11 protein-coding genes and 1 pseudogene are annotated in these 14,507 nt (G+C 69.4%); 1 reads left to right on the top strand and 11 read right to left on the bottom strand.

Annotated elements, in window-relative coordinates; translation table 11 throughout:
* Positions 1-13 precede the first annotated feature (13 nt).
* The 5 genes from purB to ACWCQ6_RS26110 form a co-directional block, all read right to left on the bottom strand.
* Positions 14-1,456 (bottom strand): adenylosuccinate lyase, encoded by a 1,443-nt coding sequence (gene purB / locus ACWCQ6_RS26130; protein ID WP_451093107.1) that lies wholly within the window; start codon positions 1,454-1,456, stop codon positions 14-16.
* Positions 1,457-1,763: 307 nt separating this feature from the next.
* The gene (locus tag ACWCQ6_RS26125; protein ID WP_451093105.1) at positions 1,764-3,068 is read right to left on the bottom strand and encodes a BNR-4 repeat-containing protein; all 1,305 of its coding nucleotides are present in this window, start codon (positions 3,066-3,068) and stop codon (positions 1,764-1,766) included.
* A gap of 222 nt (positions 3,069-3,290) precedes the next feature.
* Positions 3,291-4,592: an extracellular solute-binding protein gene (locus ACWCQ6_RS26120; RefSeq protein ID WP_451093103.1), complete on the bottom strand. Its 1,302-nt coding sequence runs from the start codon at positions 4,590-4,592 to the stop codon at positions 3,291-3,293.
* 66 nt (positions 4,593-4,658) lie between these two features.
* Positions 4,659-5,570 (bottom strand): carbohydrate ABC transporter permease, encoded by a 912-nt coding sequence (locus tag ACWCQ6_RS26115; protein ID WP_451093101.1) that lies wholly within the window; start codon positions 5,568-5,570, stop codon positions 4,659-4,661.
* A complete protein-coding gene (locus ACWCQ6_RS26110; RefSeq protein WP_451093099.1) occupies positions 5,567-6,496 on the bottom strand; it encodes a carbohydrate ABC transporter permease in 930 nt (309 codons plus the stop codon). Before ACWCQ6_RS26110 ends, ACWCQ6_RS26115 begins: the two co-directional genes overlap by 4 nt.
* Before the next feature lie 436 nt (positions 6,497-6,932).
* Here ACWCQ6_RS26110 and ACWCQ6_RS26105 point away from each other — a divergent pair, with 436 nt between their 5' ends.
* Positions 6,933-9,233 (top strand): FAD-dependent oxidoreductase, encoded by a 2,301-nt coding sequence (locus ACWCQ6_RS26105; protein ID WP_451093097.1) that lies wholly within the window; start codon positions 6,933-6,935, stop codon positions 9,231-9,233.
* Between the two features lie 63 nt (positions 9,234-9,296).
* On the opposite strand, the gene ACWCQ6_RS26100 is transcribed toward ACWCQ6_RS26105, so the two are convergent.
* From ACWCQ6_RS26100 to ACWCQ6_RS26075, 6 genes and pseudogenes are all read right to left on the bottom strand, one after another.
* The gene (locus ACWCQ6_RS26100; RefSeq protein WP_451093095.1) at positions 9,297-10,085 is read right to left on the bottom strand and encodes an IclR family transcriptional regulator; all 789 of its coding nucleotides are present in this window, start codon (positions 10,083-10,085) and stop codon (positions 9,297-9,299) included.
* A gap of 351 nt (positions 10,086-10,436) precedes the next feature.
* On the bottom strand, positions 10,437-11,285 hold the full coding sequence (locus ACWCQ6_RS26095) for an SGNH/GDSL hydrolase family protein (protein ID WP_451093093.1): 849 nt from the start codon (positions 11,283-11,285) through the stop codon (positions 10,437-10,439).
* Positions 11,286-11,375: 90 nt separating this feature from the next.
* Positions 11,376-12,395 carry a hemolysin family protein gene (locus tag ACWCQ6_RS26090; protein ID WP_451093091.1) on the bottom strand — a complete coding sequence of 340 codons (1,020 nt, stop codon included), beginning with the start codon at positions 12,393-12,395 and terminating at the stop codon, positions 11,376-11,378.
* Positions 12,392-13,729 carry a hemolysin family protein gene (locus tag ACWCQ6_RS26085; RefSeq protein ID WP_451093089.1) on the bottom strand — a complete coding sequence of 446 codons (1,338 nt, stop codon included), beginning with the start codon at positions 13,727-13,729 and terminating at the stop codon, positions 12,392-12,394. The genes ACWCQ6_RS26090 and ACWCQ6_RS26085 overlap by 4 nt, the downstream gene beginning before the upstream one ends.
* A 173-nt stretch (positions 13,730-13,902) precedes the next feature.
* Complete coding sequence (locus ACWCQ6_RS26080; protein WP_451093087.1) at positions 13,903-14,328, bottom strand: GNAT family N-acetyltransferase; 426 nt, start codon at positions 14,326-14,328, stop codon at positions 13,903-13,905.
* Between the two features lie 84 nt (positions 14,329-14,412).
* Positions 14,413-14,507: pseudogene (locus tag ACWCQ6_RS26075) on the bottom strand (transglycosylase SLT domain-containing protein); the annotation flags it as partial.

Genomic DNA, 14,507 nt, shown 5'->3' with positions numbered 1-14,507 from the left:
GTGGCCGAGGCCTTCAGAGGATGGAGCCCGGCGTGTACGCGGCGGCCTCGGGGTGCTGCTTGGCGATCTCCTCGATGCGGGAGATCAGCGCGGTGACCTGGTCGCCCGCCGCCCCGGTGAAGGAGAGCTTGTCGGCCATCAGCGCGTCGAGCTGCACGCGGTCCAGCGGGATGCGGTCGTCGGCGGCCAGCTTGTCGAGCAGCTCGTTGCGCTCGGCGCCCTGCTCGCGCATGGCCAGGGCCGAGGCGACCGCGTTCTCCTTGATCGCCTCGTGGGCGACCTCACGGCCGACGCCGGCGCGCACCGCGCCCATCAGCACCTTGGTCGTGGCGAGGAACGGAAGGTAGCGGTCCAGCTCACGGGCGACGACGGCCGGGAACGCGCCGAACTCGTCGAGCACCGTCAGGAAGGTCTCCAGCAGACCGTCGAACGCGAAGAAGGCGTCCGGGAGTGCCACCCGGCGGACCACGGAGCAGGACACATCGCCCTCGTTCCACTGGTCGCCCGCCAGCTCGCCGGTCATCGACGCGTAGCCGCGCAGGATGACCATCAGGCCGTTGACGCGCTCGCAGGACCGGGTGTTCATCTTGTGCGGCATCGCGGACGAACCGACCTGACCCGGCTTGAAGCCCTCGGTCACCAGCTCGTGCCCGGCCATCAGACGGATCGTCTTGGCGACCGACGAGGGGGCCGCGGCCAGCTGGACCAGCGCGGTCACCACGTCGTAGTCGAGCGAGCGCGGGTAGACCTGGCCGACCGATGTGAAGGCCTCGGCGAATCCCAGGTGTGCGGCGATGCGCTGTTCGAGGTCGGCGAGCTTCCCGGCGTCGCCCCCCAGCAGGTCGAGCATGTCCTGCGCGGTTCCCACGGGGCCCTTGATGCCACGCAGCGGGTAGCGGTCCAGCAGGTCTTCCAGCCGCCCGTACGCCACCAGGAGCTCGTCGGCGGCGGTCGCGAAGCGCTTGCCGAGCGTGGTCGCCTGGGCGGCGACGTTGTGGGAGCGACCGGCCATGACCAGCTCGCGGTACTCGCCAGCCAGCTTGCCGAGCCGGGCCAGGACCGCCACCGTGCGGTCGCGCATCAGCTCCAGGGAGAGCCGGATCTGAAGCTGCTCCACGTTCTCCGTGAGGTCCCGGGAGGTCATGCCCTTGTGGACCTGCTCGTGACCGGCGAGGGCGTTGAACTCCTCGATCCGGGCCTTGACGTCATGCCGGGTGACCTTTTCGCGCTCGGCGATCGAGGCCAGGTCCACCTGGTCGATGACACGTTCGTAGTCGGCGAGCGCGGCGTCCGGCACCTCGATCCCGAGGTCCTTCTGAGCGCGCAGCACCGCCAGCCACAGCCGGCGCTCCAGCTTCACCTTCTGCTCGGGGGACCAGAGGACGGCCAGCTCCGTGGAGGCGTAGCGGCCGGCCAGGACATTGGGGATGCGAGGCTTCGCAGACACAGCAGTCACGTGTCCAGAGCTTACCTGCCGTCCCGGCCTGTTCGTGAGCGTCCACCACGTCCAGAAGGTCCAGGTCAGAGGCTCCTGGACCACCGCCGTCCCACGCGCGGCGTGTGCGACGCGCGTGGGACGGAACGGCCCCGGGCCGGTGATTCCAGCACCGCCCGGGCCTTGGCGCGAAGCCCTCCCGCGTCCGGCGCGGGGACCGGTGCACCACCGGCCCCCGCCTGCACGTACGCGGAGCGACGACTCGGTGACGACGCGTGTGGTGCGGCCTGTCAGCACCACGCGGCGGAGGAACCCGCGGCATGGGGGCTCAACGACGTCCGTAGTAGAGGGCGTTGTGCGCGGTGTCCGGCAGGTAGAGCACGTCGTTTCCGTCCGAGTCCCGCCGCACTGCGAGCCGGTCCGTGCTCACGCCCGGCGCGGCGGACTGCGCCGTCCAGGTCCCGTCCGCCGACTGCGTCGCGGCGAAGACGCGGTCGGTACCGGAGCCGGTGACGTAGTAGATCCGCTTGGTGTCCGTCTCGTCCCAGGTGATTCCGAGTGCCGCGGCGGTCTGGCCACCGGCGTACACGGTCTTGCTGACCCAGTCGCTGCCGCTCGGGTACGCGTAGTAGACGCGGAAGTTTCCGCCGCTGTCGGCCGAGCGGTAGCGGTAGGCGACCTTCGGGGCGGAGCCGTCGAGGGTGAGCTTGGCGCTCTGCACCGCCGGACCCGTGTAGGCGTTGTCGATGCTCCACTCCTCGCCGGCGGTGAGCCCCTGGATCACGTCGGAGGTGTCGGGCGTCACCGGGACGGTGAGCGCCGCGCCCGCGCTGTCCGCGAAGGCGCCGGTCGACGGGTCGTATCGCAGGTAGGAGAGCTGGTGCCGGAACCCGGTCGCCGGGGCCTTGGCCCACTCGTACAGCAGGTGCACACGCCCGGCGGCGTCCACCGTCAGGTCGTCGGGGTACACGGAGCGGTTCAGCGCACCGGCGAAGGTGGCGACCACGCTCCAGCGTGAGACGGCGTTGTCCCAGCGGTACAGCTTGCCGGGGCGCTGGTCGGCCCCGGAGCCGACACGGGCGGCCAGGTACAGGTCGCCATTGGGTGCGGTGGTCACGACCGGGTAGGTGATGCCGACGCCCTGGTCGGGCAGTTCGGCCGCGTGGTCCGTGACGTCCCCGCCGGGGGCCTCGGTGCGGAAGTATCGCCAGGCGTCGGCGTGCATGGAGGCGAACACGTGCAGGCGGCCGCTGCCGTCGCGCGCGAGGGACGGCTGGTTGTGACCGTTGTCGTCGGCGAACTCGGCCTGCTGTCCGCTCTTGTCGAGCAGCGGCAGACGGCTCCAGACGCCGTCCGGGTCGCGCCGCGCGATGGCCGGGCGGTGCGTGGCGGCCGTCGAGCCGGGCTCATTGAAGGCGAAGTACGTGTACTGACCGCGGCCCTTGTACGTGGCGACCGGCGTCCACCAGGCGGCCTGGTTCGACGAGTCCATCGCGTACGGGACCTTCTCGATCACCGTTGCCGCGGCTGCCACGGGGTCCGTGGTGTCGGCCTGGGCGGCCGGGACGAGCGTGAGCAGGGCGGCCAGGGCCGCGGCCGAGGCGGCGTACGCGCGTGCCGTGGGACGTCGCAAGGTGAACTCCTTCGCGGGCGTGATGTGAGGCGTGACGGGAGCGGTTCGCAGGTCGGCCCACCCCCTCCGCTGCGCCGGAACTTACAACAGATCCCAGATTGTGAATAGGGATTGCGCAATGCGGATATGAGATACGTCTTAGGGATGGTGTATGCAGCATGGCGAGGGGCCCGGTGAAGGCCGTTCTGCCTTCACCGGGCCCCTGACCGCCCGCGCGCCGATTCAGCGCTTGATGAGGTCGGTGACCTCCTCGGCGGCCTTCTTCATCGCGTCCTTCGGCTTCGACTGGCCGACCAGGACGGCCTGGACCTGCTTGGCCACGGCTTCCTCGATCTGCGCGTTCTGGGCGAACTGCCAGAACGGGCTGCCGGTCGCCGAGTCGGTGATCTTCTCGGTCCACTCGGTGGTGAAGGTGTCCTGTGCGACCTTCGGGTCGGCCAGGCCCGCCGTGGTGGACGGCGGCAGGGCACGGGAGGCGAAGTACTCGGTGGTGGTGGCGCGGTCGGAGGTGGTGTGCAGCGCGAACTCCGTCGCCGCGTCCTGCCCCTTGCCCTTGACGATCGCGATCACGCCGCCCCACAGCAGCGCCTGCGGCGTGTCACCGGAGCGCAGTACCGGCCGCTTCATCGGCTGCATCGCGTCGGCCAGGGTCTTGTCCTTGGACTGGGCCGCGGTCACGCCCTTGCCGATGATGGCGTCGTCGTAGAAGGCGGCCTTGCCCTGTCCGAACAGGGCGCGCGCGTCGAAGCGGTCCACGTCCGCGGCGATCAGCTTCTCGTCGTGCAGCTTCTTGTACCAGGTGACGGCGTCGATGGAGGCGTCGTCGCCGATGGTCACCTTGGTGTCCTCCAGGAGTGTGCAGCCGAAGGTCTGCATCCACGGGAAGATGTCCTTGAGCTGCGCGACCTTGGTGGCCGCGGCGTAGGGCACGACACCGCCGCCGAGCCCCTTCAGCTCCCGCAGCGCGTCCTCGAACTCCTCGATGGTGGTGGGGTGCTTCTTGATGCCGGCCTCCTCCAGAAGCTTGGAGTTGGCGATCACGCCGATCGAGCCGGTGTTCCACGGGAGGCCGTACTGCTTGCCGTCGTACATGCCGCTGTCCAGCGCCACATTCGTGTAGCCGCCCTTCAGGGCCACGGAACTGAGGTCGGCGAGCTTGCCCATCTGCGCCACTGCGGCGAGCCAGGCGATGTCCAGGTGCACCGCGCCGGTCGTTTCCCCGCCGCCGAGCTTGAGGGTGAGCTGGCTCAGGTACTCGTTGTACGGGTACGAGACCGCGCGGACCTTGGATCCCTCGGCCTTCTCCCACGCCGCGATGATCTTCTCGATCGACGGCTTGGCGGCCTCCTCGTTGAGCGACCAGGAGGTGAAGTCGAAGTTCTTGGACTTCGTGTCACCGCCGTTGGAGGAGGTGCCGGCGCCGGACGGTGCGCAGGCGCCGAGCGCGCCGGCACCGGCCACGCCGAGCGCGCCGATGCCGAACATGCGCAGCGCGCCGCGCCGGGTGATGCCAGAGGTGGTCATGGTGTCTCCATGGGGAGTGGGCGGAAGGGGAGGTGCGTGGGGGAAGGTGCGGGCGGATCTCGGGGTTCAGCTCTTGACCGAGCCGGCGGTCATGCCGCCGACGAGGTAGCGCTGCAGGAACATGAAGGCGACGACGACCGGCGCGGACACCACCAGGGACGCGGCCATCAGTTCGGGCCAGGCGGTCTGGAACTCGCCGATGTAGGTGGAGACCAGACCGGGCGGCAGGGTCTGCTTTTCCTTGTCGGCCAGTGTTACGGCGAAGATGAAGTCGTTCCAGCCGCGGACGAAGGCGAACAGGCCGGCGGCGATCATTCCGGGCGCGGCCAGCGGCGCGACGATGGAGTGCAGCGTCCGCCACCGGGACGCGCCGTCGATGGACGCGGCCTCCAGCAGGGCGTCCGGGATCGTGTCGAAGATGCCCTTCAGCATCCAGACGCACAGCGGCATCGTGAACGTGGTGAAGGACAGCACCAGGGCGGTGTACGTGTTCAGCAGGCCGAAGCTGGAGAACACGGCGTACAGCGTCACCAGCAGGAGCGCCTGGGGGAACATCTGGGAGGCCAGCACCAGGTGCATCAGCGAGCGTCGTCCGCGGTAGCGGAACTTGGAGAACGAGTAGCCCATGTACGTGGCGACGACCACGCTCAGTACGGCGGTGATCGAGGCCACGATGAGGGAGTTGACCAGGTACTTGATCAGCTGGTCGTTCTCGGCGAGGGCCGTGAAGTTGCTGAAGGTGATGTCGGTGGGTATGAGCTTCGGCGGGAACTGGAAGGTCTGCTCGGGGCTGCTCAGGGCGGTGACCAACAGCCAGTAGACCGGCAGCATGCCGAAGGCGCCGATCACCAGGATCGCGGTCCAGGCGGCGATCCGCGAGCGCAGCAGGTCTTTGCGTATCCGGCGCCGCTTGGCGGGCCTGGCGGATGTGTTCAGCCGGTCGGTGCCGGACAGCGGGGTGGTGGTCGTGGTGGTCATCGGGCGTCGCCCTTCCGCTCGCTGATCCTGAGGTAGACGGCGACGAGAATGAGCAGGAGCAGCATCCACAGGCCGCCCAGCGCGGTCGCCCGGCCGATGTCGAAGCCCTTGAAGGCGGTCTGGTACACGGCGGTCGCGAAGGTCTCGGTGGCGCCGGCCGGACCGCCGCCGGTGAGCACGTAGATGGTGTCGAAGTGCTGGAAGTTCCAGATGAACTCCAGCAGCAGCACGATGGAGGCGACACCGCGGACCTGCGGCCAGGTCACGGCGAAGAAGCGCCGGATCGAGCCGGCCCCGTCCATCGAGGCCGCCTCGTGCAGTTCCTTGGGCACGGTCTGCAGACCGGCCAGGAGCATCACCATCATCCAGGGGAAGCTCGCCCAGGTCTTGGTGACGATGACCGCGAGCATGGCGGTGCCGGGCTGGCCGAGCCAGGAAATGGACTCCTCGATGATCCCGGCCTTCATGAGGATGCCGTTCAGCACGCCGTAGTTCGCGTTGAAGATCCACATCCACAGGAAGGAGACCACCACGCCCGGGATCACCCAGGGGAACAGGAACAGTCCGCGCAGGAAGCCGCTGCCCTTCAGGCCCGAGTTCAGCGCGAGCGCGAGGGCGAAGCCGACCACGAAGGGGACGAGCGTCGCACCCACGGTGAAGATCAGCGTCTGCTCGAGGATGGTGAGGAAGTCGCCGTCCAGCCAGTAGGTGAAGTTCTCCAGGCCGACGAACTCGCGGCCCGGCAGCCGCAGATCCTGCTTGAAGAAGCCGGTGAACAGCGCGGACAGCAGCGGATAGATGATGATCGTCGCGAACAGGGCGAGCCCCGGTGCGGTGAGCAGCAGTGCGAACGCGCCGTTGGAGAGCCGTCCGCCGGTCCGCTCACGGCGTGGAGCGGCCTTCTGTGGAGGTGCGGCCGTACTCATGGGTGTGTCCTCTCGAACGGTGCGGGAGCGGTGATGCAGGGCGTGGCACGGGAGGCCGTACGCGGGCAGGCGGATGCGACGCGGCCGGGTGTGAGCGGTGAGCCGCCTCGTCCCCCGCTTCGGCCGGGGCCCTGTGTGAATGCCATGCATGCTCCGTTGAACGCAAGTTGCAGCATGCGGGATCGTTCTCCATATCGTGCGACGGCGTCAACCCTTTAGGTCAGTGAATCGCCGGTTCTGTGCAAGGCCGGCGAACTCGCCGCACATGCCATGAGCTTGGCAGATGGCCCACGGCGGCGATGTCGTCGGCTGCGCTGGAAACCTACAGCACATCCCACTGTCCGAACAGTGGTTGCATAATATGCATGTGATGTACGTTCAAGGCCGCTCCGCTGTGGCGGAGAGCATCCGAGCATCACATCAAGGAGGCCGCTCCGTGCGGGAAGAAGAGGTCCATTACGACATCGCCGTCATCGGCGGTGGCCTGGCGGGGACCTGCGCGGCCATCGCCGCTGCCCGGCTCGGCCGACGCGTCGCCCTGGTCAACAACCGGCCCGTCCTGGGCGGCAACGCCAGCAGTGAGGTCCGCGTCTGGGTCTGCGGCGCCACGGCCCACGGCGTGCACCGCTGGGCCCGCGAGACCGGCATCATGGGCGAGCTGTACACCGAGAACCAGTACCGCAATCCCGAGGGGAACCCGTACTACTGGGACCAGGTGGTTCTCGACGCGGTCCGGGCCGAGCCGGGCATCGACCTGTACCTCAACACCGACGTACGGGAGGTCGATGCGAGCGGCCCGGACGACGCACGCGAGGTCCACTCCTGCACCGGCTGGATGATGGGCTCCGAGCGACGCATCACCTTCCACGCACGGCAGTTCCTCGACTGCACCGGCGACGGTCTGCTCGGCCACCTCGCCGGCGCCCACCACCGCATCGGCCGTGAGGCGCGCTCGGAGTTCGGCGAGCCCTGGGCGCCCGAGGAAGCGGACCGGGCGCTGCTCGGGTCGACGATCCTGTTCCACACCAAGGACACGGGCCGGCCGGTGAAGTTCGTGGCGCCCGACTGCGCCCGCGACCTCACCACCACGCCCATCCTGCGCAACCGCGTGCTGCGCACGGGCGACAACGGCTGCGACTACTGGTGGATCGAGTGGGGCGGCGAGCTGGACACCGTCCACGACAACGAGCGCATCCGCGACGAACTCCAGGCCGTGATCATGGGCATCTGGGACCACATCAAGAACTCCGGAGAGTTCCCGGACGCCGAGAACCTGACGCTGGAGTGGGTCGGCAGCCTCCCCGGCAAGCGCGAGTACCGCCGCTTCCTCGGTGACCACATGCTGACCCAGCAGGACATCCTCGAACAGCGGCAGTTCGCCGACCGCGTGGCCTTCGGCGGCTGGTCCGTCGACCTCCACCCGGTGCAGGGCATGTACGCCGACGAGCCCGGCGCCCGCCAGCGCTACGCGGACGGCATCTTCCACATCCCGCTGCGCTCCCTGTACTCGGCGAACGTCGCGAACCTCCTGTTCGCCGGGCGCAACATATCCGCCACCCACGTCGCCTTCGGCGCCACCCGTGTCATGGCCACCTGCGCCACGCTCGGCGAGGCCGCGGGCACGGCCGCCGCGCTGTGCGTCGCCGAGAGTCTCAGCCCCCGCGAACTCGCCGCGAACCACCCCGAGCTGGTGCGCCGCACCCTGCTGCGGCAGGATGCCTCGGTCATCGGCCTGCCCGACGACGACCCCGACAACCTGGCACGCACGGCCCGCGTCAGCGCCTCCTCGTACCTGAGCCGCCTGGCCGCCGAGCCCACGCCCACCGCGCCCGGCGAGCCCTACCCGCTCACCCGTGACCTCGCGCTGCTGCTGCCGGTGGACCCGGCACTCGACACGGTCGACCTGCTCGTCCACGGTGCCCCCGGCGAGCGGCCGAGCGAACTCACCGTTGAGCTGTGGAGCACCGGCCGCCCCGAGAACGCGGTCCCCGTCGACCACATGCTCACCACCACGGTGACCGTGCCGCCCGGCGGCCCCCACTGGGTCACGGCCCGCTTCGGCCACCGCCCGGACACCCCGGAGAACGTCGTACTGATCGTGCGTGCCTGTCCGGACGCGGCGCTGGTCCTCGTCCCCGAGCGCACCGACGGCGTCCTCGCACTGCGCAGCAGGATCGAAGGAGACGCGGCCGTCGACCACGACATCCCGGAGGAGGACGGCCAACTGGTCCTGGAGTGGCAGGCCCGCGGCCTGCGCCGCCGGACCTTCGGCTTCCGTGCGACCCCGGACACCGCCGCGTTCCTGCCCGAGCGGGCCGTCGGCGGATTCCAGCGCGCCTACGGGGGGCCGCAGATGTGGTCGTCCGAACCACTGCCCGACCCGGAGCGAGCCGCGCAGTGGCTGCGCCTGGACTGGGACAAGGAGCAGCTGCTCACCGAAACACGCGTGGTGTTCGACGACGACGTCGACGAGTACCTCAACAACCTGCACCGCCACCGCACCCCGTTCGAGGTCATGCCGGAACTGGTCCGCGACTACCGGATCCAGGGCCGCGAGCCCGACGGCACCTGGCGCACGCTGCTGACCGTGACGGGCAACCGCCGCCGCCACCGCGTGCACGAGCTGAAGGGCGCGGACGGCGGGCCCGTGCGCACCGACGCGCTGCGGCTCGTGGTGGACGCGACGCACGGGGCGCGGCACGCGCACGTGATCGCGTTCAAGGCGTACGGCGCGTAGTCACGAGACGAAGGGGCCCGGTGAAGGTGTTCGACCTTCACCGGGCCCCTTCGCCTGCGTGATTCAGAGGGCGCCGAGTGCTTGGCTGATGGCGTCGGCGGCTTCGATGACCTCGCGGGTGAGGGCGTGGCGATGCCCTTCGCCCTCGGTGCGGTTGCCGAGGAGGGAGGTGGGGCCCCACAGGGAGATGGCGGCGACGACGTCGCCCGAGGCGTCGCGGACGGGCGCGGCGAGCGAAGCGCGGCCCAGGGCGCGTTCTTCGGCTTCGATGGCGTAGCCGGTGCGGCGAACGGTGTCGATCTCGGTGTCGAGCAGGTCGTGGCTGGTGGTCGTGTAGTCGGTGTGTGCCGCGAGCGGTTCGGGGAGCAGCTTGCGGCGTTCCTTGGGAGTGAGGCCGGTGAGCAGGCATTTGCCGATGCTGGTGGCGTGCAGCGGGGCGGTGTGTCCGGCCTGCGTGTACGACTTGGGGGCGCGGGTTCCCTCGAAATTGCACAGGAACATCAGCTCGGTGCCGCGGCGGATGGCGACGTTGGCTCCCAGCCCGGTGCGGGTGGCGAGGTCCTGGAGGACCATGCGGGCGGCGCGGTGGACGGGGTGGCGATTGGCGGCGGTGGCCGCGAGCGGGAGGATGCCGAGGCTGAGGCGGTAGAGGTTGCTGACGGGGTCGCGTTCGACCATGTCGAGGCGTTCGAGGGTGGACAGGAGGCGGGAGGTGGTGGAGGAGCCCAGTCCGGTGAGTTCGGCGACGTCGGAGACGCGCAGTTCCGGACGGCCGGAGTCGAGTGCGCGCAGCACCGAGACCGCTCGTTCGACGCTCTGGTTCGTCCCGGCGTCGGTCGCCCGCGTAGCCATGACCCTCCTCATTTTGCAAACGGCTTGCACAATCTGCATCAGCATATCGCGTCGATCTGAGGCTTGTTCTTGAAATCCGCCAGCTCGTGGCCGGAACGTATGCGGGTCGTTCAACCTGCTGCACGGGGCGCCCGCGGGCGGACGCCATCGCCGTGCAGGAAGACGTACGGCGGGGCGGACGTCTTCGGTGATGTCGCCGGTGCGCACCGCGGCTTCGTCGCCTTCGCCCGGGAAATGGACCTGTGGGCGGCGGCGTCATCGCAAGCCGGATGAACCTTGACAGACTCGCAAGTAAGTTCGAATGAAGCTGCGGGGGAAGGCCTCCGACGCCGCGGTCCGGATTGTGGGGTGCTACGGGAGCGGATCCGGGTCGACCCGGCGCCACGTCGCCACGGGCCCGGGTTCGCGGGAGTCGTCGGGGGTGACCCAGAACGCCCTCCCCAGCTCGGCGCTGTACTGGGCACCGGACCTTCCGTCCCCGGAGGAGCGGCCGGTCAGCCGGCGGCCGATCCACGGCATCAGGTGCTCGCGGGCGAAGCGGAAGTCCTCGACGCGTCGCCGGGCCCACCTGGGCGGCGCGGCGGCCGGCAGTGGTGTCCGCCAGTCGTTCTGCGCAGGCAGTCCCAGCGTCTGCCAGACCGCCTCGGCCACCCTGCTGTGACCGTCGGCCGTCAGATGCAGCCGGTCGACATCCCACAAGCGGGGATCGCCCAGGGCCGGCGCCCCGTACAGGTCGACGACCACCGCGCCATGCCGGACCGCCAAGTCGTCGACCAGGGAGAACAACTCCTCCATCCGCGGACGGAAACGCTCCATCACCGGGCCGTTGCGCCCCGGGCTCCGCATCAGCACGAGCTTCTTGCACGAGGGTGCGAGCCGTTCCACGGCCTCTTCGAGCCGCCCCCGGACCATGCCCATGTCGCACTTCGGCCGCAGCGCGTCGTTGAGTCCGCCCACGAGCGTGACGACATCGGCCCGCATGGCGACGGCCACATCGACCTGCTCGTCGACGATCTGGCCGATCAGCTTGCCCCGCACGGCGAGATTCGCGTAGCGGAATCCCGGCGTACGGACGGCCAGCCGCCCTGCGAGGACATCGGCCCAGCCGCGATAGGAACCGTCGGGCAGCAGGTCCGACATTCCCTCGGTGAACGAGTCGCCGACCGCGACAAGACTGCTGTAGGAGGCATTTATTTCCATGGCGATGCGATCGTATCGCGGTGGGTTTGGCCCCCTCCGGGGTTCGGTCCGGGGGCGCGGCCGGATACCGTGCCGCGCCCCCGGCGCCCGTCAGCGTGCCTTCGGGCGCCCCACCAGTTCGCGGAGCACATCCTCCATGGTGACCATTCCGGCCAGCCGGCCGTCCTCGTCGAGCACCGCCGCCAGGTGCGTACGGCTGCGCCGCAGCGCGGTGAGGACGTCGTCGAGTGGTGTGTCGGCCCGGACCCGTGCGATGGGGCGCATCGCCGTCACCGGGAAGGACACATCGCGCGGCGTGGCATCGAGGGCGTCCTTCACGTGGAGATAGCCCAGGATCCGCTCCCCCTCGTCCATCACGGGGAAGCGCGAGAATCCGGTCTCGTGCGAGAGCTGTTCCAGTTGCTCCGGCGTGGTCCCGATCCTGGCGTATGTGACCCGGTCCACCGGCATCACCACGTCCCGCACCGGGCGACGGCCCAGTTCGAGGGCGTGGCGCAGCCGCTCGGCCGAGCGGTCGTCGACCAGCCCGGCGTCGCCCGCGTCCGTCACCAGCCGGGCCAGTTCGTCGTCGGAGAACGTGGCGGCCACCTCGTTCTTCGCCTCGACGCGAAGGATCTTGAGCAGCGCGTTGGCGAAGGCGTTGATCGCGAAGATGACCGGACGCAGCGCCCTGGCGAGGGCCACCAGCGGCGGTCCGAGCAGCAGCGCGGCGCGCACCGGCTCGGCCAGCGCGATGTTCTTCGGCACCATTTCACCGAGGAGCATGTGCAGATAGGTCGCCACGGACAGCGCGATCACGAACGAGATCGGATGGATCAGCCCGTGCGGCACGCCCACTGCGTCGAAGACCGGCTCCAGCAGATGTGCGAAGGCCGGTTCGGCGACGATGCCGAGCACCAGGGTGCACAGGGTGATGCCGAGCTGCGCCGCCGCGAGCAGCGCCGATACGTGTTCGAGTCCCCAGACGACGCTTCGCGCCCGCCTGTTTCCGGCCTCGGCCTCGGGCTCGATCTGACTGCGGCGCACGGAGATCAGCGCGAACTCCGCCCCGACGAAGAAGGCATTGACGACCAGGGTCAACAGTCCGATGAAGAGCTGGACGGCGATCATCGTGCGTCCTCCGTCTGCTCGTCGTCGCCGGGCAGCGGCGCGTGCAACAGAGCACGCGCGGCGCGGCGTCCGGACGCGTCGACCACATCGATCCGCCAGCCCGCCAGATCGACCGTGTCACCCACGGCGGGGATCCGGCCGACCTCGGTGGCGATGAGCCCGGCGAGTGTCTCGTACGGTCCGTCCGGCACCCGCAGTCCGATCGTCTTCAGCCGGTCGACGCGCGCGGCTCCGTCGGCCGACCACAGGATCCGTCCGTCGGTGTCCTCGCCGGCCGGTGCGAGGTCCGCGGTCTCGTGCGGGTCGTGCTCGTCGCGCACCTCACCGACCACCTCCTCGACGATGTCCTCCAGTGTCACGACCCCGGCCGTGCCGCCGTATTCGTCGATGACGACGGCCATCGTGAGCTTGCCGGACAACCGGTCCAGGAGCCGGTCCACCGTGAGGGTCTCCGGCACGAGCAGGGGTTCGCGCAGCATCTCCGAGACGCGGGTACGGGGCCGCTGCTCGGCGGGGATGGCCAGCACGTCCTTGATGTGCGCCACACCGACGACGGTGTCCAGACTGCCGAGATAGACGGGGAAACGGGACAGGCCCGTCGCCCGGGTCGCGTTCGCGACGTCCTCGGCCGTGGCCTGCACCTCCAACGCGGTGACCTGGACCCGAGGGGTCATCACATTCTCCGCCGTCAGTTCCGCCAGGTTCAGGGTGCGGACGAACAGCTCCGCGGTGTCCGCCTCCAGCGCACCTTCCTTCGCGCTGTGCCGGGCCAGCGCAGCCAGCTCCTGCGGGCTGCGTGCGGAGGCCAGTTCCTCGGCCGGTTCCAGGCCGAAGCGCCGTACGATCCGGTTGGCGGTGTTGTTGAGGTGGCTGATGAAGGGCCGGAACACGGCGGTGAAGGCCCGCTGCGGTGTGGCCACGGCCTTCGCCACGGCGAGCGGGGAGGAGATCGCCCAGTTCTTCGGGACGAGTTCACCGACGATCATCAGGAACACGGTCGACAGCGCCGTTCCCAGCACGAGGGCCACCGAGGACGCCACGCCGGGGGACAGGCCCAACGCCTCCACCGGACCGCGGATCAGTTTCGCGATGGACGGTTCGGAGAGCATGCCGACCACCAGGTTGGTGACGGTGATGCCGAGCTGAGCGCCGGAAAGCTGGAAGGTGAGGCTGCGTACGGCTTTCATGGCGCTCGCCGCGCCCCGCTCGCCCTGCTCGACGGCCCGTTCGAGCTGGCCGCGCTCGACGGTCGTCAGGGAGAACTCGGCCGCGACGAAGGCACCGCAGGCCAGCGAGAGCAGTACCGCCACGAGCAGCAGAAGCACTTCGGTCATCGGTTCACCTCCGTCCCATGATCGGGCAGGGACAGGAGGACCGCTCGGTGCCGGCGATGTCGACTACTCGGAGGCTCGCCCATGGGCGGACGCTCACACCTTTCGGAAGGATCGGACAGGAGAACACCTATGGTAAAGGATCGGCAAAGTCGTCCGGTCTCCTGCTGATTCCCTCAGTCCATGAGCGGCTTCACCCAGCGCCGCCAGTGATCCTCGCGGTGGTAGCCGCCTGCGGTCCATGTGCGATGGGCCCGTTCGTTGGCTTCCAGGACCATGGCGTCGACCCGTCGCCCGCCCAGGTCGAGGAACCGCTGTTCCGCCGCCTCCATCAAGGCGGTGGCGATACCCTGCCGACGGCAGTCGGGGTGCACGGCCAGTCGGTATACGGAGCACCGCCAGCCGTCGAATCCGGCGATGACGCTGCCCACGAGGTGACCGTCGCGGTCCGCCAGCAGCAGGGCCCCGGGGTCCCGGCGGATGAGCCGGGCCGCCCCGTCGTGGTCGTCGCTGATGCTCGTTCCCTCGGCGGCCTCGCGCCAGAACCGCAGTACGGCGTCGATGTCGGTGAGGTCGGCGCAGCGGATGTGGAGATCACTCATGGAGCGAGCCAAGCAGAGCACCGATCCGTTCGGCGAACGGTTTCGGCATCGGACAGTGACTCCGTGACTGCGTGACTGCGTTGCTCAGTAGGCGGAGTTGACGTTGTCGATGGATCCGTAGCGGTCGGCGGCGTAGTTGGCGGCCGCGGTGATGTTGGCTACGGGGTTGGTGAGGTCGT

The organism is Streptomyces sp. NPDC001880 (genome assembly GCF_053594575.1).
The sequence above is the reverse complement of the archived record's forward strand: the minus strand, read 5'-3'. Positions and strand labels throughout refer to the sequence as shown.

Excerpts from the sequence above, each read along its gene's own strand:
- ACWCQ6_RS26120 (WP_451093103.1), bottom strand. The coding sequence starts at position 4,592 with ATGACCACCTCTGGCATCACCCGGCGCGGCGCGCTGCGCATGTTCGGC.
- ACWCQ6_RS26115 (WP_451093101.1), bottom strand. The coding sequence starts at position 5,570 with ATGACCACCACGACCACCACCCCGCTGTCCGGCACCGACCGGCTGAAC.
- ACWCQ6_RS26110 (WP_451093099.1), bottom strand. The coding sequence starts at position 6,496 with ATGAGTACGGCCGCACCTCCACAGAAGGCCGCTCCACGCCGTGAGCGG.
- ACWCQ6_RS26100 (WP_451093095.1), bottom strand. The coding sequence starts at position 10,085 with ATGGCTACGCGGGCGACCGACGCCGGGACGAACCAGAGCGTCGAACGA.
- ACWCQ6_RS26095 (WP_451093093.1), bottom strand. The coding sequence starts at position 11,285 with ATGGAAATAAATGCCTCCTACAGCAGTCTTGTCGCGGTCGGCGACTCG.
- ACWCQ6_RS26090 (WP_451093091.1), bottom strand. The coding sequence starts at position 12,395 with ATGATCGCCGTCCAGCTCTTCATCGGACTGTTGACCCTGGTCGTCAAT.
- ACWCQ6_RS26085 (WP_451093089.1), bottom strand. The coding sequence starts at position 13,729 with ATGACCGAAGTGCTTCTGCTGCTCGTGGCGGTACTGCTCTCGCTGGCC.
- ACWCQ6_RS26080 (WP_451093087.1), bottom strand. The coding sequence starts at position 14,328 with ATGAGTGATCTCCACATCCGCTGCGCCGACCTCACCGACATCGACGCC.